Source organism: Sphingomonas sp. Leaf33 (genome assembly GCF_001421785.1).
In the GTDB taxonomy this organism is placed as follows: Bacteria; Pseudomonadota; Alphaproteobacteria; order Sphingomonadales; family Sphingomonadaceae; genus Sphingomonas.
The window spans coordinates 219,005-244,884 of the sequence record NZ_LMLB01000001.1; the positions used below are offsets into that span (position 1 = coordinate 219,005).

At 67.6% G+C, this 25,880-nt stretch carries 32 protein-coding genes; 19 read left to right on the forward strand and 13 right to left on the reverse strand.

Annotated features, from left to right (window positions below; all coding sequences use genetic code 11):
• The first annotated feature begins 14 nt into the window (after positions 1–14).
• Entirely contained in the window at positions 15–554 is a 540-nt protein-coding gene (locus ASE86_RS01105; RefSeq protein WP_056421682.1) for a thiamine phosphate synthase, read from the forward strand.
• Between the two features lie 179 nt (positions 555–733).
• Here the strand turns inward: ASE86_RS01105 and ASE86_RS01110 are convergent, their stop codons facing one another.
• Entirely contained in the window at positions 734–1,450 is a 717-nt protein-coding gene (locus tag ASE86_RS01110; protein ID WP_235523950.1) for a hypothetical protein, read from the reverse strand.
• Positions 1,451–1,630: 180 nt separating this feature from the next.
• On the opposite strand from ASE86_RS01110, the gene ASE86_RS01115 reads away from it, so the two are divergent.
• From ASE86_RS01115 to holA, 4 genes are read left to right on the forward strand one after another with little or no spacing between them, the layout of a single operon-like run.
• On the forward strand, positions 1,631–2,065 hold the full coding sequence (locus tag ASE86_RS01115; RefSeq protein WP_056421683.1) for a DUF3576 domain-containing protein: 435 nt from the start codon (positions 1,631–1,633) through the stop codon (positions 2,063–2,065).
• 19 nt (positions 2,066–2,084) lie between these two features.
• Positions 2,085–4,607 carry a leucine--tRNA ligase gene (gene leuS / locus ASE86_RS01120; protein ID WP_056421684.1) on the forward strand — a complete coding sequence of 841 codons (2,523 nt, stop codon included), beginning with the start codon at positions 2,085–2,087 and terminating at the stop codon, positions 4,605–4,607.
• Complete coding sequence (lptE, locus tag ASE86_RS01125; RefSeq protein ID WP_056421685.1) at positions 4,604–5,098, forward strand: LPS assembly lipoprotein LptE; 495 nt, start codon at positions 4,604–4,606, stop codon at positions 5,096–5,098. Before leuS ends, lptE begins: the two co-directional genes overlap by 4 nt.
• Positions 5,095–6,120 (forward strand): DNA polymerase III subunit delta, encoded by a 1,026-nt coding sequence (gene holA / locus ASE86_RS01130; RefSeq protein WP_056421686.1) that lies wholly within the window; start codon positions 5,095–5,097, stop codon positions 6,118–6,120. The genes lptE and holA overlap by 4 nt, the downstream gene beginning before the upstream one ends.
• Before the next feature lie 94 nt (positions 6,121–6,214).
• On the opposite strand, the gene ASE86_RS01135 is transcribed toward holA, so the two are convergent.
• The 6 genes from ASE86_RS01135 to ASE86_RS01160 are packed head-to-tail and all read right to left on the reverse strand — an operon-like array spanning position 6,215 to position 11,941.
• Entirely contained in the window at positions 6,215–7,126 is a 912-nt protein-coding gene (locus ASE86_RS01135) for a ParB/RepB/Spo0J family partition protein (RefSeq protein WP_082441584.1), read from the reverse strand.
• Positions 7,123–7,905 (reverse strand): ParA family protein, encoded by a 783-nt coding sequence (locus ASE86_RS01140; RefSeq protein ID WP_056421687.1) that lies wholly within the window; start codon positions 7,903–7,905, stop codon positions 7,123–7,125. The genes ASE86_RS01135 and ASE86_RS01140 overlap by 4 nt, the downstream gene beginning before the upstream one ends.
• Complete coding sequence (gene rsmG / locus ASE86_RS01145) at positions 7,902–8,519, reverse strand: 16S rRNA (guanine(527)-N(7))-methyltransferase RsmG (protein WP_056421688.1); 618 nt, start codon at positions 8,517–8,519, stop codon at positions 7,902–7,904. Before rsmG ends, ASE86_RS01140 begins: the two co-directional genes overlap by 4 nt.
• On the reverse strand, positions 8,516–10,354 hold the full coding sequence (gene mnmG / locus ASE86_RS01150; protein WP_056421689.1) for a tRNA uridine-5-carboxymethylaminomethyl(34) synthesis enzyme MnmG: 1,839 nt from the start codon (positions 10,352–10,354) through the stop codon (positions 8,516–8,518). Before mnmG ends, rsmG begins: the two co-directional genes overlap by 4 nt.
• 58 nt (positions 10,355–10,412) lie before the next feature.
• Positions 10,413–11,711: a tRNA uridine-5-carboxymethylaminomethyl(34) synthesis GTPase MnmE gene (gene mnmE, locus ASE86_RS01155; protein ID WP_056421690.1), complete on the reverse strand. Its 1,299-nt coding sequence runs from the start codon at positions 11,709–11,711 to the stop codon at positions 10,413–10,415.
• A complete protein-coding gene (locus ASE86_RS01160; protein ID WP_056421691.1) occupies positions 11,708–11,941 on the reverse strand; it encodes a DUF6489 family protein in 234 nt (77 codons plus the stop codon). The genes mnmE and ASE86_RS01160 overlap by 4 nt, the downstream gene beginning before the upstream one ends.
• 94 nt (positions 11,942–12,035) lie before the next feature.
• Here ASE86_RS01160 and ASE86_RS01165 point away from each other — a divergent pair, with 94 nt between their 5' ends.
• On the forward strand, positions 12,036–12,731 hold the full coding sequence (locus ASE86_RS01165) for a dienelactone hydrolase family protein (RefSeq protein ID WP_056421692.1): 696 nt from the start codon (positions 12,036–12,038) through the stop codon (positions 12,729–12,731).
• A gap of 39 nt (positions 12,732–12,770) precedes the next feature.
• Here ASE86_RS01165 and ASE86_RS01170 read toward each other — a convergent pair whose 3' ends face one another.
• The 5 genes from ASE86_RS01170 to hemE form a co-directional block, all read right to left on the reverse strand.
• Entirely contained in the window at positions 12,771–13,418 is a 648-nt protein-coding gene (locus tag ASE86_RS01170) for a TerC family protein (protein ID WP_056421693.1), read from the reverse strand.
• A gap of 54 nt (positions 13,419–13,472) precedes the next feature.
• Complete coding sequence (locus ASE86_RS01175; RefSeq protein ID WP_082441586.1) at positions 13,473–13,829, reverse strand: PilZ domain-containing protein; 357 nt, start codon at positions 13,827–13,829, stop codon at positions 13,473–13,475.
• A 168-nt stretch (positions 13,830–13,997) separates the two neighbouring features.
• On the reverse strand, positions 13,998–15,254 hold the full coding sequence (gene rho / locus ASE86_RS01180; RefSeq protein ID WP_056421695.1) for a transcription termination factor Rho: 1,257 nt from the start codon (positions 15,252–15,254) through the stop codon (positions 13,998–14,000).
• Between the two features lie 158 nt (positions 15,255–15,412).
• A complete protein-coding gene (locus ASE86_RS01185) occupies positions 15,413–15,868 on the reverse strand; it encodes a CopD family protein (RefSeq protein WP_056421696.1) in 456 nt (151 codons plus the stop codon).
• The gene (gene hemE, locus ASE86_RS01190; RefSeq protein WP_056421697.1) at positions 15,865–16,923 is read right to left on the reverse strand and encodes a uroporphyrinogen decarboxylase; all 1,059 of its coding nucleotides are present in this window, start codon (positions 16,921–16,923) and stop codon (positions 15,865–15,867) included. The genes ASE86_RS01185 and hemE overlap by 4 nt, the downstream gene beginning before the upstream one ends.
• Before the next feature lie 280 nt (positions 16,924–17,203).
• On the opposite strand from hemE, the gene ASE86_RS01195 reads away from it, so the two are divergent.
• The 11 genes from ASE86_RS01195 to ASE86_RS01245 all read left to right on the forward strand — a co-directional run bounded on the left by ASE86_RS01195 (position 17,204) and on the right by ASE86_RS01245 (position 24,103).
• On the forward strand, positions 17,204–18,028 hold the full coding sequence (locus ASE86_RS01195) for a pyruvate, water dikinase regulatory protein (RefSeq protein ID WP_056426399.1): 825 nt from the start codon (positions 17,204–17,206) through the stop codon (positions 18,026–18,028).
• Positions 18,025–18,621, forward strand: a complete 597-nt coding sequence (locus ASE86_RS01200; RefSeq protein ID WP_082441588.1) for a Maf family protein — start codon at positions 18,025–18,027, stop codon at positions 18,619–18,621. Before ASE86_RS01195 ends, ASE86_RS01200 begins: the two co-directional genes overlap by 4 nt.
• On the forward strand, positions 18,618–19,481 hold the full coding sequence (aroE, locus tag ASE86_RS01205; protein ID WP_056421698.1) for a shikimate dehydrogenase: 864 nt from the start codon (positions 18,618–18,620) through the stop codon (positions 19,479–19,481). The genes ASE86_RS01200 and aroE overlap by 4 nt, the downstream gene beginning before the upstream one ends.
• Positions 19,478–20,074 carry a dephospho-CoA kinase gene (gene coaE / locus ASE86_RS01210; RefSeq protein ID WP_056421699.1) on the forward strand — a complete coding sequence of 199 codons (597 nt, stop codon included), beginning with the start codon at positions 19,478–19,480 and terminating at the stop codon, positions 20,072–20,074. The genes aroE and coaE overlap by 4 nt, the downstream gene beginning before the upstream one ends.
• A gap of 7 nt (positions 20,075–20,081) precedes the next feature.
• A complete protein-coding gene (gene dnaQ / locus ASE86_RS01215) occupies positions 20,082–20,771 on the forward strand; it encodes a DNA polymerase III subunit epsilon (protein WP_056421700.1) in 690 nt (229 codons plus the stop codon).
• 57 nt (positions 20,772–20,828) lie between these two features.
• Entirely contained in the window at positions 20,829–21,422 is a 594-nt protein-coding gene (hpf, locus tag ASE86_RS01220) for a ribosome hibernation-promoting factor, HPF/YfiA family (protein ID WP_056421701.1), read from the forward strand.
• Positions 21,423–21,443: 21 nt separating this feature from the next.
• Positions 21,444–21,917: a PTS sugar transporter subunit IIA gene (locus ASE86_RS01225; RefSeq protein ID WP_056421702.1), complete on the forward strand. Its 474-nt coding sequence runs from the start codon at positions 21,444–21,446 to the stop codon at positions 21,915–21,917.
• Positions 21,904–22,377: a PaaI family thioesterase gene (locus tag ASE86_RS01230; RefSeq protein ID WP_056421703.1), complete on the forward strand. Its 474-nt coding sequence runs from the start codon at positions 21,904–21,906 to the stop codon at positions 22,375–22,377. Before ASE86_RS01225 ends, ASE86_RS01230 begins: the two co-directional genes overlap by 14 nt.
• Complete coding sequence (locus ASE86_RS01235; RefSeq protein WP_056421704.1) at positions 22,374–22,703, forward strand: DUF1491 family protein; 330 nt, start codon at positions 22,374–22,376, stop codon at positions 22,701–22,703. The genes ASE86_RS01230 and ASE86_RS01235 overlap by 4 nt, the downstream gene beginning before the upstream one ends.
• A 178-nt stretch (positions 22,704–22,881) precedes the next feature.
• Positions 22,882–23,559, forward strand: a complete 678-nt coding sequence (locus ASE86_RS01240; protein WP_082441590.1) for a cell wall hydrolase — start codon at positions 22,882–22,884, stop codon at positions 23,557–23,559.
• Between the two features lie 37 nt (positions 23,560–23,596).
• Positions 23,597–24,103 (forward strand): MmcB family DNA repair protein, encoded by a 507-nt coding sequence (locus ASE86_RS01245; RefSeq protein ID WP_056421705.1) that lies wholly within the window; start codon positions 23,597–23,599, stop codon positions 24,101–24,103.
• A gap of 78 nt (positions 24,104–24,181) precedes the next feature.
• Here the strand turns inward: ASE86_RS01245 and ASE86_RS01250 are convergent, their stop codons facing one another.
• Positions 24,182–24,781, reverse strand: coding sequence for an ankyrin repeat domain-containing protein (locus ASE86_RS01250; RefSeq protein WP_056421706.1), 600 nt, complete (start codon positions 24,779–24,781; stop codon positions 24,182–24,184).
• Between the two features lie 56 nt (positions 24,782–24,837).
• On the opposite strand from ASE86_RS01250, the gene ASE86_RS01255 reads away from it, so the two are divergent.
• Entirely contained in the window at positions 24,838–25,446 is a 609-nt protein-coding gene (locus tag ASE86_RS01255; protein WP_235523951.1) for an SCO family protein, read from the forward strand.
• Complete coding sequence (locus tag ASE86_RS01260) at positions 25,434–25,880, forward strand: YcgN family cysteine cluster protein (protein WP_056426410.1); 447 nt, start codon at positions 25,434–25,436, stop codon at positions 25,878–25,880. The genes ASE86_RS01255 and ASE86_RS01260 overlap by 13 nt, the downstream gene beginning before the upstream one ends.

Genomic DNA, 25,880 nt, shown 5'->3' on the forward strand with positions numbered 1-25,880 from the left:
CTATAGAAGCGCCGATGCGCCGCCGCCACCCCCTGCCCCGTGTCTGCCTGCCCCGTGTCTGGATGATGACCGACGAGCGGATGGGCGACGCTCTGTGGAATGCGCTGGCGCGGTTGCCGCGCGGCGCCGGTGTGGTGGTGCGGCATTATGGGTTACCGCTGGTCGAGCGGCGCGCGGTGCTTGCGCGGGTCGAGCGGATCGCGCGGGCGCGCGGGCTGGTGGTGCTGGGGGCCGGTGGGCTGGTCGGCAGCGGCGGGGTGCATAACGGGCGGGCTTCACGCGGGCTGCGGACGGCGGCGGCGCATGATCGCGCGGAGATCGTCGCGGCGGTGCGCGCGGGTGTGGACGCGGTGTTCGTGTCGCCGGTGTTCGCGACGCGGTCGCATGTCGGCGCGCGGGGGCTGGGGGTCGTTCGATTCGGGCTGCTGATGCGGGGGGCTCGCGTGCCGGTGATCGCGCTGGGCGGGATGGATGCGCGGCGGGTACGGCGACTGCGGGCGATGGGAGTCTGGGGGTGGGCCGGGATCGATGCCTGGGTGAAACGCCGGCGTTGAGCTGCGAGTGCAATCTACGAGTCGTGCTCCCGCGGAGGCGGGAGCACCGTGAAGGATTTCGAGAACTTCGGGACGCGCGACGCGAAGTGAATTCGCGTCGTCGGTCATCGCTGGCGCGATGCCGGCCGGGGTTCGCTTCGAGACGCGATTTAGCGTGCCGCTAAATCGCTGAGCAAACCTCAGAACCTGAACGCCGTCCCGACGTAGACCGACTGGCTGTCGCGGCGCTGTTCGTTGAACTGCGGCAGGCGATCGCGTTCGGTCTTGTAGCGGACGCCCGCCGTCAGATCGAGGTTGCGCGCGATCGAATAGGCGCCGCCCAAGTCGAGCGAGTAGCTCGGCGCGTCGGCGACCAGGCGCGGCTGGTCCGCGGCGGGCTTGGCCGCTTCCGCCTTCACCCGGCCGGAGAACGACTTGCCGGTGTAGCTGAGGCCCAGGTCGGCGACTTGGCGGCTGCCCGGCTGACCGGCGAGGTCGATCTTGGCGAGGTCGCCCGAGATCGCGAAGCGCTTCCAGCCGACTGCCACGCCCAGGTTATAGGCGATCGGTGCGGCCGACGCCGACGACAGGTTCGATGCCACGCGGTCCGCACCGACCGCGGCCGCGGTACGGCTCGACTGCACCTGGACCGCAACCGTCACCGCACGCGAGCCGGGACGACCGGCGCTCGACGGCGTGAAACGGAACCCGTTGGTCGAAATGCCGGCGCGCGCAAGGGCGGCGGCAAGGCGCGGATCGCCCGAGGCCGGCGTGAAGGACCCCAGGCCCTCGACCGAAGGAATGATCCGGCGCGGGGCGACCCGACCGTCCTCGGCACCGATCGCAGGCGCCACGGCACACGCCGCAGCGATCGCTGCGACGAGCCCGGTACCGGCAATGATGCGCATCGCGATCATGTGAGTCCCACTCCTGATGCGTGCGCTACCATGCAATGGCCCCGATGTTCCACCGCCGAGAATCTTTTATGTCTGAGTGTTGCAGCATATCCACAGATTGGCCGTGCTTGCGGCGTGGCGCCTGAGGTCTATAGAGGCGTGTCGCCTGACGCCTTTGTCGTACCCATTGAGGACTGCCCCATGATTTCGCGTTCGCGTATCGCCCTCGTGAGCCTGACCCTGATCGCGCTTGCCGGTTGCGGCCGGGGTGGCGATCGTCCCAACGCCGATCTGGCCGCGTCGAAGGTGACGACGATCGGCGTGAACAGCTATCTGTGGCGTGCGTCGCTCGACACGCTGAGCTTCATGCCCCTCCTTCAGACCGATTCGAACGGCGGCGTCATCGTGACCGACTGGTACACGAATCCGACCAGCCAGACCGAGCGGGTGAAGATCACCGTGTCGATCCTGGACCAGGACCTGCGCGCCGACGCCGTGCGTGTGGCGATGCTCCGCCAGACCAACCAGGGCGGCCAGTGGGTCGCAGCGCCCGTGCTCGCCGCAAGCGTCCAGAAGCTGGAAGACATCATCCTGACGCGTGCGCGCGACCTGCGTCGCGGCGCGATCGCCAACTAAAGAGGGTTCGACAGTGTCAGTGTCGCGGTTCAACGCGTCCGTCGCCGACGCCAAGTGGCAGTCGGCGTGGGACGAGCGCGGCACCTTCGCCGCGGACGATTCGAGCGCAAAGCCTAAGAGCTACGTCCTGGAGATGTTCCCCTATCCGTCGGGGAAGATCCACATGGGGCACGTCCGCAACTACACGATGGGCGACGTGCTGGCGCGCTTCCGCCGGATGACCGGGCACGAAGTGCTCCATCCGATGGGTTGGGACGCGTTCGGGATGCCCGCCGAGAACGCCGCGATGGAAAAGGGCGTGCATCCGGGCGCCTGGACCTACGACAATATCGCCGCGATGAAGGCGCAGCTGAAGCGGCTGGGCTTCGCGCTGGACTGGAGCCGCGAGTTCGCGACCTGCGATCCGACATACTACGGGCACGAACAGGCGCTGTTCCTCGACCTGCTGGCGGCGGGCCTGGTGTATCGCAAGGAATCGGCGGTCAACTGGGACCCGGTCGACATGACCGTGCTGGCCAACGAACAGGTCATCGACGGTCGCGGCTGGCGATCGGGCGCGCTGGTCGAGAAGCGCAAGCTGAACCAGTGGTTCCTGAAGATCACCGACTTCGCCGACGAATTGCTCGACGGCCTGGGAACGCTGGAGCATTGGCCCGACAAGGTGCGGCTGATGCAGGAAAACTGGATCGGCAAGTCCGAAGGACTGACGTTCGATTTCACCGTGAACGATGCCGTCGGTCCGGCATCGCCGATTGCGGACGAGCGGCGGATCGCGGTCTATTCGACGCGGCCGGACACGATCTTCGGCGCGAGCTTCGTCGCGGTTGCCGCCGATCATCCGATCGCGCAGGAACTGGCCGCGGTCGATCCGGATGCCGCCGCGTTCATCGAACGGTGCAAGGCTGGCGGCACGACCGCGGCGGAACTGGAAACGCAGGAAAAGCTCGGGTTCGACACGCGCCTGACCGTACGCCACCCGTTCGACCCGGACTGGACCCTGCCGGTCTACATCACGAATTTCGTGCTGATGGATTACGGCACCGGCGCGGTGATGGGCGTGCCGGCGCACGACCAGCGCGACCTGGATTTCGCGCGCAAGTACGGCCTGGACGTGCGCCGGGTCGTTGCCGAAGGCGATATGACCGATCCGGTCTTCGCGAGCGATGAGGCGTACACCGGCCCCGGCCGCCTGGTGAATTCGGACGTCCTGGACGGGCTGGACGTCGCCGACGCCAAGCGTGCCGTCATCAGCCGCGCCGAAGAGGGTTTCTGGGGCAAGGGCACGACGGTGTGGCGCCTGCGCGACTGGGGCGTCAGCCGCCAGCGCTATTGGGGCACGCCGATCCCGGTCATCCACTGCGACGCCTGCGGCGTGGTGCCGGTGCCGAAGGACCAGCTGCCGGTCGTGCTGCCCGAGGACGTAACGTTCGACGTGCCGGGCAACCCGCTCGATCGCCATCCGACGTGGAAGCATGTCGCCTGCCCGTCGTGCGGCGCCGACGCGCGGCGCGAAACCGACACGCTCGACACCTTCGTCAATTCGAGCTGGTATTTCATCCGCTTCGCCAGCCAGCCCGACGACAAGCCGTTCGACAAGGCGGTGGCCGAGAGCTGGCTGCCGGTCGGGCAATATATCGGCGGGGTCGAGCACGCGATCCTCCACCTGCTCTACGCGCGCTTCTGGACGCGTGCGCTGCGCCGGATCGGCAAGATCGACGTGGCGGAGCCCTTCGCCGGCCTGTTCACCCAAGGCATGGTGACGCACGAGACGTACAAAGACCCCGCCGGCACCTGGCTGGCGCCCGAGCAGGTCGCGGACGGTAAGGTGATCGCGACCGGCGAGCCGGTGAGCGTCGGCCGCGTCGAGAAGATGTCCAAGTCGAAGAAGAACACCGTCGACCCGTCGCCGATCGTCGATCGCTACGGCGCGGACGCGGTGCGCTGGTTCATGCTGTCGGATTCACCACCCGAGCGCGACCTGCCGTGGAGCGAAGCGGGCATCGAGGGCGCATGGCGCTTCGTCCAGCGCGTGTGGCGGCTGGTCGAAGGCGTCGAGGCGGCCGAAGGGACAGACGCCGATCTCGACCGCAAGCTCCACCGGACGATCGCCGGCGTCGCCGAGGATGTCGAGGCGCTGGCGTTCAACAAAGCCGTCGCCAAGCTGTACGAACTGACCAGCGCGATCGAAAAGGCCAAGCCGTCGGCATCGCGCGCGCAAGCCGTGGCGACGCTCGTTCTGCTGGTCGCACCGATGATCCCGCATATGGCGGAGGAGGCCTGGGCTGTACTGGGCCAGGACGGCCTGGTCGCCGACGCGGCGTGGCCCGAGGTCGATCCGGCGCTGCTGGTCGACGATTCGGTGACCATCGCGGTGCAGGTCAACGGCAAGCTGCGCGATACGCTGACCGTGCCCAAGGGATCGGCCAAGGACGCGTTGGAAGCCGCAGCGCTTGCATCGGCCGGCGTTCAGCGCATTCTGGAAGGCGCGTCCCCGAAAAAGGTCATCGTCGTGCCCGACCGTCTGGTGAACATCGTCGCATGAAGCGCATCGCCGCCTCGCTCGCCCTGGCCCTGACGCTTGCCGGCTGCGGGTTGCGCCCGCTGTACGGCGGAGCGGCCAGCCCGGCACGCAGCGTCCTGTCGCAGGTGCAGATCACGCCGATCGCGGGGCAGTCCGGCTGGCTGGTCGGCAGCGCGCTGAAAGACCGGCTGGCAGCGGTCGAGGGATCGTCGCCACGCTACCGCCTCGACATCGCGCTCGACGACTCGATCATCGGCCTGGGCGTCCGGCGCGACGATTCGATCACGCGCGAGCGGCGAACCTTGCGCGCGCGCTATCAACTGGTCGATCTGTCGACCGGCCTGACCGTCGTCGACGATACCGCGGGCTCCGACGCCGGCGTCGATGTCGTCGGGTCCGAATACGCCACGATCGCCGCCGAACAGAGCGCGCTGGAGCGGCTGTCGTCCATCCTCGCCGACAAGATCGTCGCCCGCATCGCGCTCTACGCCCAGCGGTCCCAGGCGCAGTGAAGGCCACCGCCGCCGGGATGGCCGCGGCGATCGACGATGCCGCAAAGCGCGGCGCCACCGGCCCGCGCTTGTTCCTGCTCCACGGCCCCGACGAGGCCGGCGCGATGGAATATGCCGCCCGCCTGGGGCGCGCGATGGGGGCGGATGCCGAGCGCATCGACCTGGACGGCGCCGCGCTGAAGGCCAATCCGGGGCGGCTGGCGGACGAAGCCGCGTCGATCTCGCTGTTCGGCGGCAACCGCTACATCCGCGTGACCGCGATGGGCGAGGAATCGGTGGAGGCGGTCGAACTGCTGCTGTCGGCGTCCTCGGCGGGCAACCCCGTCGTCGCGATCGCGCCGAGCGCCAAGGCCACGGGCAAGCTGGTCAAGGGCGTTGTGTCCAACCCCGCGGCGATGGCGCTCGCGTGCTACCAGCCCGAGGGGATGAACGCCGCGCGGCTGGCCACAGGCATCGCGCGCGAACACGGCGTTCGCCTGACCGGCGACACGGCCGCCGCGCTGTTCGAGGCGAGCGGCGGCGACCGCGCGGTGCTGACGCGCGAGATCGAGAAGCTGGCGCTGTATCTGGACGCCGCGCCCGACCGGCCGCGCGACGCCGGCGAGGACGATCTCGCGCAGATCGGCGCCAACATCGCCGAGAGCGAAATGGCGACGGCGATCACCGCGGCGATCGATGGCGACGCCGCCACGCTGGGCCGCGAACTGATGGGCGTCGATGCCGCGGGCATGACCATCCCCATGCTGCGTGGGCTGGCCAAGCGATTGATATCGCTCGCGGATATGCGCGGGGACGTGGACCGCGGCGACTCACCTGACGCGGTCGTGGAGCGGCACCGCGTGTTCTGGAAGGAGCGCGGCGCGACGATCACCGCGCTGCGGCGCTGGACCACGCCGCAAATCGCCGCCGCGGTGTCGCGCGTACGCCGGGCCGAGCGGGGGCTGTTGACCGGCGGCAATCCGGCGGCGGTCACGGCGCAGCATGACGTGCTGTCGATCGCACGGGCGGCCAAGCGGCGCTGATACCATAGCGCTCCCGCGCAGGCGGGAGCCCCAGGGTTACAAAGTGCATCGCTTGCGGCTCTGGGCTCCCGCCTGCGCGGGAGCACGGACGGGCCTAGATTCGCTCGCCGCTCAGTCGCTGGCAGACCATGTCGAGCTGGTCGAGCGTCGAGTAGGTCAGCGTCAGCGTGCCGCCCTTCTCACTATGCGCGATGCGGATGCCCAGGCCGAGCAGGTCGCCGAGCTGGCGTTCGAGCGCCATGATGTCGGCGTCCGGCGGCCCAGCCTGCGCGGTAGCGCCGACCTTCCCCTTGCGCGCGTCGGGCTTGACCGAACGGGCGAGCTTCTCCGTTTCGCGGACCGACAGGCCTTCGTCGACCACGCGCCGCGCAAGGGCGACCGGATCGGGCGCGCCGATCAGCGCGCGGGCATGGCCCATTTCGAGATCGCCCTGAACGACCATCGTCCGCACGCCCTCGGGCAGGTCGAGCAGGCGCAGCAGGTTCGACACATGACTGCGCGACTTGTCGACCAGCTTGCCAAGCGCTTCCTGGGTGTGGCCGAACTGGTCGATCAGGCGGCGATAGGCCTCGGCCTCCTCGATCGCGTTCAGGTCGGCGCGCTGGATGTTTTCGACCAGCGCGATTTCCATCGTGTCGGCGTCGCTCAGTTCGCGAACGATGACCGGGACTTCGTGGAGCCGCGCGCGCTGGGCGGCACGCCACCGGCGCTCGCCCGCGACGATCTGATAGTCGTGGCCGTGCGGACGCACCACGATCGGCTGGATCAGCCCGCGCTGCTTGATCGAGCGCGAAAGTTCCTCCAGCTTGTCCTCGTCGAAATGCCGACGCGGCTGGCCGGGGTGCGGCTTCATCGCGCTGACCGGCAACGTCCGCACGCCGGACACGACCGCCCCGCCCTCGCCGCTCACCGGTGCTTCGACGACGGCATCGCCGAGCAGCGCGCTCAGGCCGCGGCCGAGACCCGAGCGGGGCTTGCGGGCGGCGGAGGGCGTGTCGTCGATCATGCGGCGGCCTTGGCGACATTGGGGAGGCGGAGGATGAGTTCGCGGGCGAGCGCGATATAGGCCTGCGAGCCCGAGCAGCGGTGGTCATAGATCAGCGCCGGCAACCCATGGCTGGGTGCCTCGGACAGGCGGACGTTGCGCGGGATGACGGTGTCGAACACGACCTTGCCCAGCACCGCACGCACGTCGTCCGACACCTGGTCGGTCAGGCGGTTGCGGCGATCGAACATGGTCAGCACGACGCCCAGGATCGACAGGCCCGGATTGAACCGCGAACGGATGCGCTCGACCGTGCTGAGCAACTGGCTCAACCCTTCCAATGCGAAGAATTCGCACTGCAGCGGCACCAGCAGCGCGTGTGCGGCGACCATCGCGTTGATCGTCAGCAGGCCGAGCGACGGCGGGCAGTCGATCAGGACAACGTCCCACTGCTCCTCGCTACGCTGGACGGTGCGATCCAGCCGATGCGTGCGCGCCTCGAAATCGATCAGCTCGATCTCGGCACCCGACAGGTCAACCGTAGCGGGGACGATATCGAGCCGTGGCACCTGCGTCGGCATCGCCGCATCCGCGAGCGTACCTTCGCCAGCAAGCAGGTCGTAGCTGGAGGTGTGGCGGTCGTTGCGGCCGATCCCGAGGCCGGTGGAGGCATTGCCCTGCGGATCGAGATCGATCAGCAGTACGCGCGAGCCGGTCGCGGCAAGCGCCGTCCCGACGTTGATCGCCGTAGTGGTCTTTCCCACCCCACCCTTCTGATTGGCGATAGCGATGACTTTCATCGCGCGGCAACTCCGCTGGCGACGACGATACCGGACACCGGATCGACGATGCTGTGTTTCACGTGGAACCGACCATGCCACGTCGGCCGGGCAGCCGCCACTTCCGAATGTGCGCTTTCGCCCTTGGGCAGGACGAAGGTCGTCGCCTTGCCGGCAAAGCCCTGCGATGCCGCGAGCAGTGCGTCGAGCTTGGCGACCGCGCGCGCCGACACCACGTCGGCGATACCGATCCCCTCGACACGCTCGGCCTTGGCGTGGACAACGTCCATCCGGTCGAGACCCAGGCTGTCTGCACAGCGTTCGAGAAATGCGACGCGGAGCCTACGTGGCTCGATGAGCGTCACTTGCCGTCCGGTGAGCGCTGCGACCACCACGCCCGGCAATCCTGCGCCTGCGCCGATGTCCACCCAGTGGCGCCAGTCATCCGGTGCATGGTTGAGCAGTTGCGCGGAGTCGACGATATGGCGAGCCCAGAGCGAAGGAATCGTCGCCGCCGAGATCAGGTTCTGCCGCTCCGCTTCCTGCAGCAAAAGCGCCACATAACGCTCGACCCGCGCGACACCGGCAGCGTCAAAACGCTCGCTCAGCCAGCCTTTGGCCTCCTCCTCGGTCATGCCGCCTGCCGTTTCACGTGAAGCAGGATGGCCGACAGAGCCGCGGGTGAGATGCCGCGGATGCGCGACGCTGCGTCGAGCGTTTCCGGACGTGCGGACGACAAGCGTTCGATCATCTCGTTCGAAAGCCCCGGCACCGATCGATAGTCGAGCGCCGGCGGCAACGGGGTCGAGGCGGCACGGCGGCGCTCGGCCACGTCCTGCGCCTGGCGTTCGAGATAGGGCGCGTAGCGCGCATCCTCGATCGCTTCCTCGACAGCCGCGTCGTCATAGGCGGTGTCGGCATCCAGCACGTGCGCGCGACCCACACCGGGAAAGCGCAGCCAGTCGCGCAAGGGTCGCCGCGCGCCATCCGCACCGACGATGGCGCCGCGCCGTCGCATGTCGTCCGACGTCGCAACCACCGCCAGCGCTGAATCGACCGTCGCCCGCGTATCCCGGCGATGCGCGACATGGGCCAACCGATCGGGCGAGAGACAGCCGGCGGCGTCTGCGATCCCCGACAGCCGTGTCCCGGCATTGTCGGCGCGCAGCCACAGGCGATGCTCGGCGCGGGCAGTCAGCATTCGGTAGGGCTCGGTAACACCCTGCAAGGTCAGGTCGTCGATCATGACGCCCAGATAACTGTCGGCCCGATCCAGCAGCACCGGCGACAGGTCGCACGCCACCGCCGCGGCATTCAGCCCGGCGACCAGCCCCTGCCCTGCCGCTTCCTCATAGCCGGTCGTGCCGTTGATCTGGCCGGCACAGAACAGCCCCGGCATCGCGCGCAGTTGCAGGTCGGTGCCCAAGGCGCGCGGATCGAGATAGTCATATTCGACCGCGTAGCCGGGCTCGACGATGCGACAGTGCTCCAGACCCGGGATCGATGCGATCAGCGCGGTCTGGACATCATCGGGCAGCGAGGTCGAAATCCCGTTGGGATAGACCAAGGCATCGTCGAGCCCTTCGGGTTCGAGGAACACCTGATGTCCGTCCCGGTCGCCGAAGCGGTGGACCTTGTCCTCGATCGACGGGCAGTACCGCGGGCCGCCGCCTTCGATCTCACCGCTGAACAATGGCGAGCGATCGAGCCCGCCGCGGATAATGTCGTGCGTTTCGGATGTGGTCCGTGTCACCCCGCACGCGATCTGCGGCAGCCGGGGGCCACGCGTCATCGGCGACATCGTCCAGACCTCGACGTCGCTCGCCTGCTCGTCCAGCCGCGCCCAATCGATCGTGCGGCCATCCAGCCGCGGCGGTGTCCCCGTCTTCAGTCGCCCAAGCGGCAGGCCAAGCGCGCGCAACTGCTCGCCTAGTCGCGTGGCGGCGCGTTCGTGCACCCGGCCGCCCTCGGCGCGCATTTCGCCGCGGAAGATACGCCCGCCCAGGAACGTGCCCGTCGCGAGCACCACCGCCGGAGCCGCCAGCCTGCGTCCACCCGCCAGATCGATGCCGGCGATAATGCCATTCGTGCAGACCAGCGCATCCGCCTCGCCCTCGACGATCGTGATGTTCGGCTCGCCTGCAATCGCGTGCTGGATCGCGGCGGCGTACAGCTTGCGGTCGGCCTGGATGCGCGGGCCCTGCACGGCCACGCCCTTGCTGCGGTTCAGCATCCGGTAGTGGATCGCCGCCGCATCCGCCGCGCGTGCGATCAGGCCATCGAAGGCATCGACTTCGCGCACGAGATGCCCTTTGCCGATCCCGCCGATCGCGGGATTGCATGACATCGCGCCGATCCGCGTGGCGTCGAAAGTGACGAGCGCGACACGCGCACCCCGCCGCGCCGCCGCGGCAGCCGCTTCGGTTCCGGCGTGTCCGCCGCCGATCACGATGACATCGAAACTGTTCACAGACCCGCGATGTATGCCGCCACCCGGTAAAGGTCAAAGTGGCGTTCCACGTGGAACGTCACTTTCCGATGCAGAACCGTCCGAACAGCGCGTCCAGCACGTCCTCGACATGCGAACGCCCGGTGATGGCGTCGAACGCGGCGCGCGCGAGGCGAAATTCTTCCGCGATCACAAGCGGATCGCCAATCCCTGCTGCGACGCACAATGATTGATGTGCAGTCCCGCATAGCTGTCGCTGTCGCTGATTGAGCGTCGGCACGTCGCCGGATGGCAGCAACTCCTTCGCCCGCGCTGTCAACGCGCCCCACAGCGCCGCATCGCCATCGTCCGCCAGTGCCGACACTGCGACGCGCCCCGGCGGTACGACCGCCCTGCCCGGCACGTCGCCGCGCGGGTGGACCAGGATAACATCGCTCGCGATACCGACCGGATTCGCGTCGCCGAGCCACAGCACGATATCGGCCGCTGCAACGCTTTCGTGCGTGCGAGCGATACCGATCGCCTCGATGGGATCGTCGGTCGCCTCGGCCAGGCCAGCAGTATCGGTCAACAGCCACGCGATACCGTCACGGACCACGGGCGCCTCTATGCGATCGCGCGTCGTGCCGGCGATCGGCGAGACGATCGCGGCATCACGTCCAACCATGCGGTTGAGGAGTGTGGACTTGCCGCTGTTGGGCGGCCCCGCCAGCACGACGCGGATGCCGTCGCGGAGGCGCTCGGCCGGCGGCTGTGCCAGCATCGCGGCGATGGCGTCGGCCAACTGCCCCGCCCCGGCCCGCACGGTCGCGGTGATCCCGTCCTCGTCCACCGCATCCGGTTCGTCGCTATGGTCGATCGCCGCCTCGATCATCGCCGACAGGCCGAGCAGCGTGTCGTTCCACGCCTCGATCCGCTGGCGCAGATGTCCCTCGGCAGCACGCAGAGCCGCGCGGCGCTGGCCCTCCGTCTCCGCCGCCAGCAGGTCGGCGAGCCCTTCGGCTTCGGTCAGGTCGATCCGACCGTTTTCGAGTGCCCGGCGGGTGAATTCCCCCGCCTGGGCAGCGCGCAAACCCGGCTGCGCGCTCAGGACCGCTTCCATCCGCCGGACGACCGCGCGGCTGCCGTGGACGTGGAGTTCGGCCAGATCCTCGCCGGTCGCGGTCTGCGGCCCGGGAAACAGGATAACGAGTGCGCGGTCGATCGCTTCGTCGCTCGACGGATCGCGCAGCCGGCGCAGGCTCGCGCGGCGCGGGTGGAGCGATGCACCGCCGGTCAGCGCCCGCACCGCGGCGAACGCCTGCGGGCCGCTGATCCGGATCACCGCCAGCGCGGCCGGCGGCGACCCGCTCGACAGCGCAAAGATCGTGTCGGTCATCCCCCGCTCTTGGTGCCCGCCTCGAACATCTGCCGCCAGAAGGCCATGCCGGCCTCGCCCATCGGCGCCCAGCTCTTCATCATCGTCTCGATCATCTCGGGCGGCACCCCGCCCTGCATCGTCTCGAGCATCATCGAGACATAGCGGTCGTGCAGCGGCGTCAGGTCGGGCAGGCCCATCGCGGCGCGCGCCTCGTGCGGCGTACAATCGATCTCGACGTTGATCTTCATGCGCCTTTTCCCCCATGCCGGCGTTCCGCTAGTCACCACGCTATGCGCGCGTTGCGCGGTGGTCTGCAATCCTTCCCTGACTGGAGCCCTTCGAATGAGCGATACGACGATCCCCACGCTGGACAGTGACGGCCAGTTTGCCGCCTATGTCGCCCGCCCCGCCGGCACGCCGCGCGCGGCCATCGTGGTCATCCAGGAAATCTTCGGCGTGAACCCCGGCATCCGCCGGAAGTGTGATCGCCTGGCCGAGGACGGCTATCTGGCGGTGGCGCCCGACCTGTTCTGGCGGATCGAGCCGGGCATCCAGCTCGACCCGGACGTCGAGGACGAGATGCAGCAGGCGCTGGGGCTGATGGGCAAGTTCAACCAGGATGCCGGTATCCGCGACATCGAAGCGACGATCCGCTGGGCGCGCTCGGAAGTCGAAGGCGGCAAGGTCGGGTGCGTCGGCTACTGCCTGGGCGGGCGGCTCGCGTACATGACCGCGGCGCGTACCGATGTGGATGCCAGCGTCGGATACTATGCGGTGGGCATCCCCGACCTGCTGCACGAGGCGCAGGCGATCGCGCACCCGCTGCTGCTGCACATCGCCGGCGACGACGGCTTCGTCGACAAGGAGACCCAGGCAAAGATGCACGAGGGGCTGGACGATCACCCCAAGGTCAGCTTGCGCGACTATCCGGGCGAGGACCATGGCTTCGCGACCGAGATGGGTGACCGCCGCTCGCCCGAAGCCGCCGACCGGGCCGATGCCGCGACCAAGGCGTTCTTCGCAGAACACCTCGGCTGATACGAAAAGGGGCGGTCCCGAAGGCCGCCCCTGTGTCGTTCAGAACAAGGTCCCCAGACCCACCTGCGGGTCGACGAACCCTTCGTAGATCATCTTGCCGGCGACGTAGAGGATGACGAGCAGGCCGACATAGGCGATCCAGCGGAAGCGCTCGATATACTTGGCGATGATGTTGGCGGCGAGGCCCATCAGCGCGACCGACAGCAGCAGGCCGATGACCAGGATGCCGGGATGCTCGCGTGCTGCCCCTGCCACCGCCAGGACGTTGTCCAGGCTCATCGACACGTCGGCGACGGCGACCGCCCAAGCCGCGCCGGCAAAGCTCTTGGCGGGCTTCAGATTGCCCAGTTCGTCGGCGTGGCCGCCGTCCTGGCGCAGCTCACGCCACATCTTCCACGATACCCACAGCAGCAACAGGCCGCCGGCAAAGATCAGCCCGACCACCTGCATCAGCTGCGTCACCGCCAGCGCAAAGATGATCCGCAACACCAGCGCGGCGATGATGCCGATCAGGATGACCTTCTTGCGCTGATCGGCGGGCAGGCCTGCGGCGAGCGCGCCGACGACGATTGCATTGTCGCCCGCCAGCATGACGTCGATCAGCAGCACCTGCAGGAACGCGCTGAGCGCGGCCGGCGAGCCGATATTGCTGAAATCCGCGACGATATGTTGCCAAAGTTCGGTCATGCGACCCGCGATAGCGGGGTTCGCGGGCGCAGCATAGCCGTCAAACGCGCGAGGTCAGTGCTTGCCGTAAGCGTCCTGCATTTCGCCGAGCCAGCCCGCACGCGGCACGACCGCGCCGACGTCACGACGCCGCTTGCGCGCTATCTCGACATCGATCGGATCGACGAAGGCAATCGCGACAGAAGAGCCATCGACGCGCACGACCCGGGCCAGCGCATTCTCGACCAGTCCGACCGTGACCGAAATCATCTCGCCGATCCGCAAACCCTCGACCCCCGACAGACGAAGCCCGGTCGCCGACAGATTGACCACTCGGTGCGTGGTCGCGTGGGACTGGTTCTGCCGATGCAGGACGCCGGTCAGCATCACGCTGGTACGATCGGCTCTCAACGGGCGGGACGGCTGTTCCATGGCTCCGCGGGATAGCAGCGGAACCCTAATTCACGTTTAACGACGTGGAATGGGCGCAGACCGGGGGGCACAAAAAAGGCGTGGGCAAAGCCCACGCCGTCGGCCGGGTTGCACCCGCCGGCCGAACCGGTGCGAGGCCCGCGCCAGTGTGGCGCGGGCCGCACGCGGTTACTGATTCATGCTGTCGAAGAAATCGTCGTTGGTCTTCGAATTCTTCATCTTGTCGAGCAGGAATTCCATCGCATCGACGGTGCCCATCTGCATCAGAATGCGGCGCAGCACCCACATCTTGGTGAGCTTGTCCTTCTCGACCAGCAGCTCTTCCTTGCGAGTACCCGACTTGCCGACGTCCAGCGCGGGAAAGATGCGCTTGTCCGCCACCTTGCGGTCGAGGACGATTTCCGAGTTGCCGGTGCCCTTAAACTCTTCGAAGATGACTTCGTCCATGCGGCTGCCGGTATCGATCAGCGCGGTGGCGATGATCGAGAGCGAGCCGCCCTCCTCTATATTGCGCGCCGCACCGAAGAAGCGCTTCGGGCGCTGGAGGGCGTTGGCGTCGACACCGCCGGTCAGGACCTTGCCCGAGCTCGGCACGACCGTGTTGTAGGCGCGACCGAGACGCGTGATCGAATCGAGCAGGATGACGACATCCTTCTTGTGCTCGACCAGGCGCTTGGCCTTCTCGATCACCATTTCGGCGACCTGGACGTGGCGCGTGGCGGGTTCGTCGAAGGTCGAGCTGACCACCTCGCCCTTTACGCTGCGCTGCATGTCGGTGACTTCTTCCGGCCGCTCGTCGATCAGCAGGACCAGCAGGAAGACCTCCGGATGGTTGTCGGTGATCGCCTTGGCCATGTTCTGCAGCATGACCGTCTTGCCGACACGCGGGGGCGCGACGATCAGCGTGCGCTGGCCCTTGCCCTGCGGGCTGACGATATCGATGACGCGCGCCGACTTGTCCTTCTGCGTCGGGTCGAGCTGATCGAGGATCAGCTTCGATTCCGGGTACAGCGGAGTCAGATTGTCGAAGTTGACGCGGTGGCGCACGGCGTCGGGGTCGTCGAAATTGACCTTCAGCAGCTTGGTCAGCGCGAAATAGCGTTCGCCGTCCTTAGGCCCGCGGATTTCGCCCTCGACCGTGTCACCGGTGCGCAGGCCGTACTTCCGCACCTGGTTGGGCGAGATGTAGATGTCGTCCGGCCCGGCGAGATAGTTCGCCTCGGGCGAGCGCAGGAAGCCGAAGCCGTCGGTCAGCACCTCGATCGTGCCCAGACCCATGATCTGCTCGCCGTTTTCCGCCAGCACCTTCAGGATCGCGAACATCAGATCCTGCTTGCGCAGGGTCGATGCGCTTTCGACACCCAGCTCCTCGGCCATGCTGACCAGCTCGGCGGGGCTCTTCTTCTTCAGGTCTTTGAAATGCATCTGTGGCGTCCGGATGGGAGGCTGTCGGGGGATTTCGGGCGCGGAGTGGTCAGGAACCGACGCTGGCGCGAACGAGAGAGGAGGTAAGACGCGCCCGCTGGACTGCGGTGTCGCGCTCGGGAGGCGGGTTAGGATTGGGCCGGGACCAAGTCAACCCGTCAGAACGGTTTCACCACCACCAGCACGACGATCAGGATCGCGGCGAGCGCCGGGACCTCGTTGATCAGGCGCAGCTGGCGGCCGGTCAGCGTGGCGTGGCCAGTGCCGAGCTTGCGCGCATAGCCGACCGCCCAGCCATGATAGCCGCTGAGCAGCACGACCACGAGCAGCTTGGCATGCAGCCAGCCGAGCCCGGGCACACCGTCGAACAATCCGGCATTGGCCGCGAGCAGCAGCCCGAGCACCCAGACGATGACGAGCGACGGCGTCAGGATCATGCGGCGCAGGACGCCTTCCCGCTTCGTCCAGCGGGCTTCCTCGGCCGCGTCGCCCAGCCCTTCCTGGTGATAGACCAGATAGCGCGGCAGCATGAACAGGCCCGCCATCCAAAAGATGACGAAGACGACATGCGCCGCCTTTACCCACAGATAGGATGCCCCGAGGAGATTGGTCATGCGCGCGACCGTACGCGATCGATCAGCCGCTGGACATGGTCGATGGGCGTGAACTGGCCGATACCGTGGCCCAGATTGAAGACGTGCGCACGTCCGGCCAGCGCGTCCAGGATGCGATCGATACCAGCGTCCAGCGCCGCCCCGCCGGCGAACAGCGCGATCGGATCGAGGTTGCCCTGCACCGGCAGGCCGGTCGGCAGCACCGCGTTCGCCCAGGCGGGATCGACCGTCTCGTCCAGCCCGACCGCATCCGGCCGGACCCCCGCGACATAATCGACCAGCTTCGCGCCCGATCCCTTGGGGAAGCCGATGACCGGAGTCCCCGGACACCGTGCGTGCAGGCGTTCGACGATGCGGGCGTTGGGCGCGATGACCCAATTCTCATACTGCGTCGGGCTGAGGCTGCCGGCCCAGCTGTCGAACAACTGCACCGCCTCGACGCCGTGCGCGATCTGCTGCGCGAGATACTCGACGGTCAGATCGACGATACGATCGACCAGCGCCGCCATCGCGCCGCGGTCGGCATAGGCGAGCGTCCGCGCCTCCGCCTGGTCCTTCGACCCCTGCCCTGCGATCATGTAGGTCGCGACCGTCCAGGGCGATCCCGCGAAACCGAGGAACGTCACCTCCGGCGGCAGGCCTGCGGATACACGGGTGCAGGTGTCGTAGATCGGCTGGAGCTTGGCCGTGTCCGGCTCACCCAGCGCATCGATCGCCTCACGGGTCGTCAGCTTCGGCGCAAGGCGTGGCCCCTCCCCGGCTTCGAACCACAGGTCCTGGCCCAGCGCCCACGGCACCATCAGGATATCGCTGAACAGGATCGCCCCGTCGAAGCCGAAGCGGCGGATCGGCTGGAGTGTGATTTCGGTCGCCGCTTCCGGATCGGTCGCGAGTGCCAGGAACCCGCCCTTCTCCGCCCGAAGCGCACGATACTCCGGCAGATACCGTCCTGCCTGTCGCATCAGCCACATCGGCGGCACCGACGGCATATCCCCACGGAGCACCGAAAGGAGCGGTTTCGAAGGCGCTGATCCGGTCACGTCACGTCCCAACATAAAATAAGAAGAGAATATATAGGTTGTTGAAGGTTGTTGGCGCGTGGGTAGCGGGGTTTCTTGCGGCGTCCAGACTCTGCCAACAGATTGACGCTCGAAAACCTCAGATCCCTGCGCGATTCGATTCCGCCATCCCCGTTATCCACAGCCTGTGCGCGGAAAGCGGAAATGTGATGTGCGTTGTGGATATCCGTGGATGAATCGACCGGTTCTCGGCGGTTTGGCGGCGGCCCCGAGTTACGCTATCCGCCATCCCCATGTTGTCCACAGATCGCTCCCACTGATGCGTCTGCACCTTCATCTGCTGTCGGATTCGACAGGCGAGACGCTGGAGAATATCGCCAAGGCCGCGCTCGCGCAGTTCGACGATGTCGATACCCAGCGCCACTTCTGGCCGATGATCCGCAACGAAGCGCATCTGGAACGCGTGCTCGCCGAGATCGGCCAGCATCCGGGCCTCGTGCTGTTCACCCTGGTCAACCCGAACATCCGCATGATGCTGGAGGACCGGTGTCGCGCGATGGGCCTGCCCGCGGTGGCGCCGCTGGACGGGGTGAACGACGCGCTGTCGGGGTTGCTCGGACAGGAAGCCAAGGCGCGGCCGGGGCGCCAGCACATGCTCGATGCGGCGTATTTTGCCCGGGTCGAGGCGATTCAGTGGACGATCGCGCATGACGACGGGATCGCATCGGACGATTGGGAAGAGGCGGATATCGTGCTGGCGGGCGTCAGCCGGTCGTCCAAGACGCCGACGTCGATCTACCTCGCCAACCGCGGATACAAGGCGGCGAACATCCCGATCGTCGTCGAAAGCCCGCCGCCGCCGATCCTCTACCGGCTGAAGAAACCGCTGGTCGTCGGCCTGACGACGAGTGCCGACCGGCTGGTCCAGATCCGCCGCAACCGTTTGCTGTCGCTCAACCAGCGGACGGAGACGGCCTATGTCGAGCAGGAAGCGGTGACGCGCGAGATCGCCTATGCCCGCCGCCTGTTCGCCGACAACGGCTGGCCGGTGATCGACGTGACACGCCGATCGATCGAGGAAACCGCCGCCGCGATCATCGCGCTGGTCAGCGAACGCAATCTGCCGAAGGTCGAGACATGAGACTGATCCTGGCCTCCGGCAGTGCCTCGCGCCGGGCGATGCTGGACGCAGCCGGCGTGACCTTTGCGATCGAGCGGCCGAACGTGGACGAGGATGCCGCCAAGGCATCGCTGCTGTCCGCCGGCACAGCGCCGCGCGACGTCGCGGATGCGCTGGCGCAACTGAAGGCAGTCAAGGTGTCGGCGCGCGATCCTGCCGCGCTGGTGCTGGGATCGGATTCGGTCGTCGAACTGGCCGACGGGACGATGCTCGACAAGCCGACCTCGCGCGAGAACGCTGCCGATCACCTGCGCCGGATGTCGGGCAAGCGCAGCCGGCTGCACAGCGCGGCGGTGATCGTCGAGGCCGGGCGCCCGGTCTGGCGCGAGGTCGATACCGCGCAATTGTTCGTGCGGCCTGTGTCGGAGGCGTTCATCGACGCCTATCTCGACGTCGAATGGCCCGCGATTTCGGGCTGCGTCGGCTGCTTCCGCATCGAGGGGCCGGGGGCGCAACTGTTTTCACGGATCGACGGCAGCCAGTTCACCGTGCTCGGCCTGCCGCTGCTGCCGGTGCTGGATTACCTGCGCGTGCGCGGCATGCTGATGTCATGACGCCGTACGCCGAGGTGATCGGCGACCCGATCGCGCAATCGAAATCGCCGGTGATCCACCGGTTCTGGCTCGACGCGCTGGGTATCGTCGGGGACTATCGACGGGTCCATGTCACGCCGGAAATACTGACCGATTACATCGAGCGGCGCCGGCATGATCCGAGTTGGCGCGGGTGCAACGTCACCATGCCGCACAAGCTGGCGGTAATGGATCTGGTCGATGCAGTCGATCCGATCGCGGAGCGGGTTGGGGCGGTCAACACGATCGTTCCGCACGAGGGCCGGCTCATCGGTTACAACACCGATGTCGGCGGGATCATCGAACCGCTGAAGCGGCATGATCGGCGGATCGGAGAGTATGCGAACCATGTCGCGACCTACGCGCAGGTCATCGGCGCCGGTGGGGCCGCCCGCGCGGCGGGTGTCGCTCTGGCGTCGCTGTACGATGTCGAATTCTACAACCGCACGCCGGACAAGGCGGTTGCGTTGGCCGAGCTTTTCGGATTTCCGTCGCATTCTGGAATGGGCCTCGACAGGGTTGGTCCAATCCGCAATGCCGACGATGGGCCGGACGATCAGCGCTATAGCCACGTCGTCTTCAATGCGTCGTCGATGGGCATGATCGGGCAGCCGCCCGTCCCGATCGACCTGGATTCATATTATCCGGACACGATCGTGTTCGATGCGGTCTACGCGCCGCTGGAAACGCCGCTGCTGGCTGCTGCGCGGGCGCGGGGGCTGCGGACGGTCGATGGGCTGGAGATGCTGATCGGGCAGGCGGCGCTGGCGTTCGCGCTGTTCTTCGGGACCGAGCCGCCGCGCGAGCGCGACGTCGAATTGCGTGCGCTGCTGACGGCATGACGATCATTCTCGGCCTCACCGGTTCGATCGGGATGGGCAAGTCCACAGTCGCGGCGATGTTCGCCGATGCCGGCGTGCCGGTGTTCGACGCCGACGCCGCCGTCCACGCCCTGCAAGGGCCGGGCGGGCGAGTCGTCGCGGCGATCGAGGCACGGTTTCCGGGTACCACCGGGTCGAGCGGGGTGAATCGCACGGCGCTGGGCGAGGCAGTGATCGGCAACCGCGAGGAATTCGCCGCGCTGGAGGCGATCGTCCACCCCGCTGTCGCCGCGGAGCGTGAGGCGTTCCTTGCCGCCCACGCCGATGCGCCGCTGGTCGTGCTCGACGTACCTTTGCTGTTCGAGGCGGGGGGCTGGCAGGCGGTGGATCGGATCGCGGTCGTCTCGGCCGCGCCCGAGGTCCAGCGCGCGCGCGTGCTCGCCCGGCCGGGAATGAGCGCGGCGCGGTTCGATGCGATCCTGGCCAAACAATGGCCGGATGCGGAGAAGCGCGCGCGCGCCGACTTCGTCATTCCGACCGACGTTTCGCTCGACGCGACGCGGACAGCGGTCGCACGCGTCATCGCTTGCGTGAACGGCGCGGCAGGAGGATAAGTCCTTCATGCGCGAAATCGTGTTCGATACCGAAACCACCGGCCTCAGCTTCGCCGGGGGCGACCGCCTGGTCGAAATCGGCTGCGTGGAGCTGGTCAACCGGGTCGAAACCGGACGGACCTATCACGCCTATCTGAACCCCCAGCGCGACATGCCCGAGGAAGCGGAGCGGGTGCACGGCCTGTCGGCGCGCTTCCTGTCCGACAAGCCGCTGTTCGCGCATGTCGTCGAGGATATGCTGGAGTTCCTGGGCGACGCACCGCTGATCGCGCACAACGCCGGGTTCGACTTCTCCTTCCTGAACGGCGAACTGCTGAAGCACGGCCGCACCGAGATCTGCCGCAGCCGCATGGTCGATACACTGATGATCGCGCGGACCCGGCATCCCGGCGCCAAGCATACGCTGGACGCGCTGTGCGTCCGCTACGGCATCGACCGTTCCCACCGTATCGTCCACGGCGCGCTGCTCGACGCGCAACTGCTCGCGCAGGTCTATGTCGAGCTGACCGGCGGGCGTCAGATCGGCCTCGGCCTGGCGGTCGATACGGTCACTGACGCCCCCGCCGCCCTGGCTGCCGTCCGTGCCGAAATGCGCCCGCCCCGGCCGCATGCCGCAACCCCTGCAGAACTCGCCGCACACGCCGAGTTTATGCGCGGGGTCAAGGAACCGCTGTGGGGGGGCGCTGCGTTCGGTTGACGGACAGCGGGGCCAGACCTAGGTCCCCGCACCCCAGAAAACAAAAAGGAGATGCTCATGGAAATCCGGGTTTCGGGTCATCAGGTCGACACCGGCGAGGCGCTGAAAGCCCACGTCGAGGACCGCCTCCAGGGTATCGCCGACAAGTATTTCTCCCGCGCGATTTCAGCGCAGGTGACGTTCGGCAAGGGGCCCCACGACCACGGGTTCAAGTGCGACATCGTCGCGCACGTGATGCAGGGCCTGGTGCTGAAGGGCCATCACGAGACGTCGGGCGACGAAGCGCGCCTGGCGTTCGACGGCGCCGCCGACAAGATCGAGAAGCAGCTGCGTCGCTACATGCGCCGCCTGAAGGACCGCAACGCCGGCCAGGCCGCCGACTTTGCGGAGGCCAACGGCTATGACAACGCCGGCTACACCGTGTTCAACGGCGGTCCCGAGGAAGAAGCGGAGGTCGCCGACGCGCCGCTGATCATCGCCGAGACGCGCGTCGACGTGCCGGATGCCAGCGTATCGGATGCGGTGATGATGCTCGATCTGCGCAACACAAATGCGCTGCTGTTCAAGAACAGCGGGACGGGCAACTTCAACATGGTCTATCGCCGCCACGACGGCACGATCGGGTGGGTCGAGCCCAACCGGGCCGGCTGATCCGGACACGAAAGGGGCATCATGACGACGGCCGATCTCGGCGACCTGCTGGTTCCGCAAGCGGTGCTGGCCGATGTCGCGGCGGGCAACAAGCGGGCGCTGTTCGCAGCGCTTGGCGCTGCCGCGGCGAAAGTGTGGTCGCTGGACGAGACGGTCGTCGCCGCCGCGCTCGCCGCGCGCGAAAAGCTCGGGACCACCGGCTTCGGCGGCGGCGTCGCGGTGCCCCATGCCCGGATCGACGGGCTGGAGGCGGTGCGCGGCGTCTTCATCCGCCTGCCGCGGGCGATCGATTTCGACGCGGTGGATTCGCATCCGGTCGATCTCGTCTTCATGATGCTGTCGCCGCCGGAGGCCGGCGCCGACCATCTGAAGGCACTGGCCCGCGTGTCGCGGCGGCTGCGCGACCGCAATTTCGCCGAGAAGCTGCGCGGAGCCGGCTCGCCCGATGCACTCTACGCGCTACTGACCGCGGCCGAGACGCGTGACGCCGCCTGACGCCGGGCCGTCCGGGGCGGAGGCACATTACCGGTCGCTCGAAGCGCTCTATGCCTCGGCGCCGATCAACGCGCTGTTCGAATCGCGGCTGGCGATCCCGGCTGCCGGAATCAGCCGGATCGCCTTCACGCTCGACGCCCGGCATTTCCACGCCGCCGGTGCGGTCCATGGCACCGCCTATTTCAAGATGCTCGACGATGCCGCCTTCTACGCCGCGAACAGCCTGGTCACCGACCGCTTCCTGCTAACGACTGCGTTCAACCTGCTGTTCACCCGGCCGCTCGGTCCGGGTGCGGTCACCGCGGAGGGGCGGTGGGTCAGCGGTCATCGCCGCGTGCTGATCGCGGAGGCGCGGATGATCGACGCATCGGGCGAGGAGGTCGCGCGCGGCACCGGCACTTTCATGAAATCGCGCATCCCGCTCGCCGGGCTCGACGGCTACCGCAGCAGCGCGCCGTGACGCCGCGGCTGACGGCGGACTTCCAGGTCAAGGCGCTGCTCCGCCGGGTCCACGCCGCCGGCGGATCGGCGATGGTGCTGGCCAGGGGGGATGCGATGTCCGGTACGATCCTGGTCGTGGCGCTGGAGCGCGGGGCGGGGCCGGTTTGTTGGGAGCGCGATGTCACGGGCAAGGGTCTCACCCGTTGTGGTCCGGCCGATGGCTCCCCCCAAGATGTGGACGACTATTGGCATCGACGGCGACGAAACGATCCGGATTTATGGGTCGTCGAACTGGATATCGCATCAGCCGAACGGTTCGCCGCTGAAACGATCACGTCGGTTTGACTCTGAAGGCCCGATGAACGAGACGCGGGCTTCCTAAGTTCGCGTTGTGCCGCGTGGGGTGCGATCCCAATCGGTTACGCAGTCGGGGGGCCTACCCGGACGACTTCGGCCAGTCAGGCGAACAACGCCGCTGCCGATCCCGTCGTCTCGCGTACCAACCGCATAATATCGAAGTTGAATGTTGCTGTTCGCCCGTGCCGCATCCGTTGCGGCCGTTTCTTTGTGTGCCGCATTTCTGCTGGGCACCACCACGCCGGGTTTCGCGCAGGAAGTTCCGTCCGCGCATGTCTCGACGCTCAATGCCCTGGCGCTTCCCCAGGTCCCGATGACGCCCACCGCGCCGGACAGCGAAGCCGCCCCCCAGGCCACTTTCCAGCCTGCCGTCCTCCAGACGGTCCAGTCGCTCCCCCAACCCGCCCCCGCCGTCGTCCAGAGTGACGAGGAGGATTACGACAGCCTGGCCGACGCCGTCGCCGACCAGTCGGGTGCGCTCGACGATGCCGAGCTGCGCTGCCTGGCCGCCGGCGTCTTCTTCGAATCGAAGGGTGAGCCGCTTGCCGGCCAGCTCGCGGTTGCGCAGACCATCCTCAACCGCACCAAGTCGGGCCGCTTCCCCAAGTCGGTCTGCGGCGTGCTGACCCAGGCTGGCCAGTTCTCGTTCGTCCGCGGCGGCACGGTGCCGTCGGCCGAGGGGCGTAACGGCTGGCAGACCGCGGTCGCCGTCGCCAAGGTCGCCGCCAACCAGCTGTGGGACGGCGCCGCCGACAAGGCGCTGTTCTTCCACGCCCGCCGCGTCTCGCCGGGCTGGCGCATGACGAAGATCGCCGCGATCGGCAATCACGTCTTCTATCGCTGATCTTTCCAGCGTTCGCGAGATGTTCTAAAGGGGCGCGATGGTTTCCGTCGCGCCCCTTGTCATATCCGACACCTGCGAACGGCTGGTCGCGACCGACGTGTCGCGCGGCGTGTGCCGGATGCTGCTGCGCCATGATATCGTCGCCATCGCCGAAGTCCCGCTCGACGGCGGGCGGCGGGCCGACCTGATGGCCATCGGGCCGAAGGGCGAACTGGTGATCGTCGAGATCAAGGTCTCGCGCGCCGACCTGCTGGGCGATGCCAAGTGGACAGAGTATCTGCCGCACTGCGACCGTTTCTTCTGGGCGGTACCGTCCGGATTCGATGCGTCACCGCTGGAAGGCGAAGCGTTCCTGCCCGAGCGGGCCGGTGTCATCGTCGCCGACCGCTATGACGCTGCGATCGTGCGGGAGGCCGCGGTGGTCGCGATGCCGGCGACGGCGCGGCGCAAGTGCACGACGGCACTGGCGCGGCGTGCCGCGCGGCGGGTTATGGGTCTGGTCGATCCTGAAGCGTTCGGTGCGGACGGCGTCGGCCGGCGTTAGCCGGACGAAGACTCGTCGCGGCGGGCAGCGGATCGGCATAGCCGATCCGTCTGACGGCGGGACGGGGTCAGATGACTTTCAGAGCTTCGGCCCCGACACTCCGCGCGATCCGGGCTTTGGCGCGTCGGTCAGCAGCTTGGTCAGCGCAGGCGTGCGATTGTCCTGTTTGGCGTAATCGCGCGCGGTCATGCCGGCGACGCGATCGGCCTGGTCGGGGTTGGCACCGGCCTTCAGCAGCGTGTCGGCCAGGTCGCGATTGCGCAGCTGCACGGCGCGGATCAGCGGGGTTTCGCCCGACGTGTTCGCCATGTTCACGTTCGCCTTGCTCTTCAGCAGGGTGTCGACGCACTCGTCGCAATTGCCGTTGATCGCCAGCAGCAGCGCGGTGTTGCCGCGCGCGTCCTGCGCGTTGATCGCGGCACCACGGCTCAGCAGGAAGCGGATATAGGTGGCGTCATTGCGGCGCGTGACGATGTGCAGCGCGGTATCGCCGTTCGTCGAATCCTTGGTGTTGACGATCGTCGAGCCCGGCTTGTCGAGCATTTGCGTCACCTTGGTCCCGTCGGCGTCGCGCACCGCCTTCAGGAACTCGTAGCTGTCGGACATCCGCTGCGCCGGCGCGGCGGCGGGCAGGGTGGCGACGGTGGCGGCAAGCAGGATGGCGAGCGGGCGGATCATGGGCAGACGGGCCTCTGGACGATGGCTTGGGGTTGCAGACCTGCGCCTATCAGATCATGGCTGGCGATACCATGAACAGCTTGCCGATCCGGGCGCTCGCCCTCGCTCTCGCGCTGACCGCCTGCAACGCCCAGCCGACCGATACCCCCGCCGCACCGCCGCTGGCCGGCGCGCGGATCGGCGGTCCGTTCACGCTGACGAACGGGGACCGCAAGACGGTCACCGACCGTGACTTCGCCGGCAAATATCGCATCGTCTATTTCGGCTATACCTTCTGTCCCGACGTGTGCCCCGTCGATGTGCAGACGATCGGCGCGGGGTTGAAGGCGTTCGAGGCGCGCGATGCGGCCAGGGCGCGGGACGTCGTGCCGATCTTCGTGACGGTCGATCCCGCGCGCGACACGCCGCCGGTGGTGAAGGCGTTCGTCGCCAATTTCCACCCGCGGATGGTCGGGTTGACCGGCATGCCGCAGCAGATCGCCGATGTCGCACGTGCCTACGGCATCTTCTACCAGAAGGGGAAGGTGTCGCCCGGCGGCGGCTATATGATGGACCACAGCCGGCAGGCGTATCTGATGGGCAGGGACGGCCAGCCGATCGCGCTGCTGCCGGTCGAGGGCGGGGCGGACAAGGTCGCCGACGAACTGCAACGCTGGGTCCGGTGAGCGACGACCGTTTCTGGGAGACGACGCCGCTCGCGAAACTCGACCGCGCGCAGTGGGAAGCGCTGTGCGACGGGTGCGGTAAATGCTGCCTGCACAAGCTGGAGGATGAGGACACGGGCGAGCTTATGCCGACCAACGTCGCCTGTCGCCTGCTCGATCGGCGGATGGGCATGTGTTCGGACTACAAGCATCGCCACGCCTATGTCGCCGAATGCGTCCGGCTGACCCCGCGGCTGGTCGACGAACTCGACTGGCTGCCGACGACCTGCGCGTACCGGCTGCGCGGGGAGGGGCGCCCGCTGCCCGACTGGCATTACCTGGTCTGCGGGGACCGCGAGGCGGTGCATGTCGCAGGCGAATCCACGCGCGGCTGGACGATAAGCGAGGATGACGCCGGCGATTTCGAACATCACCTGGTCGAGCGGGAGTTGTGA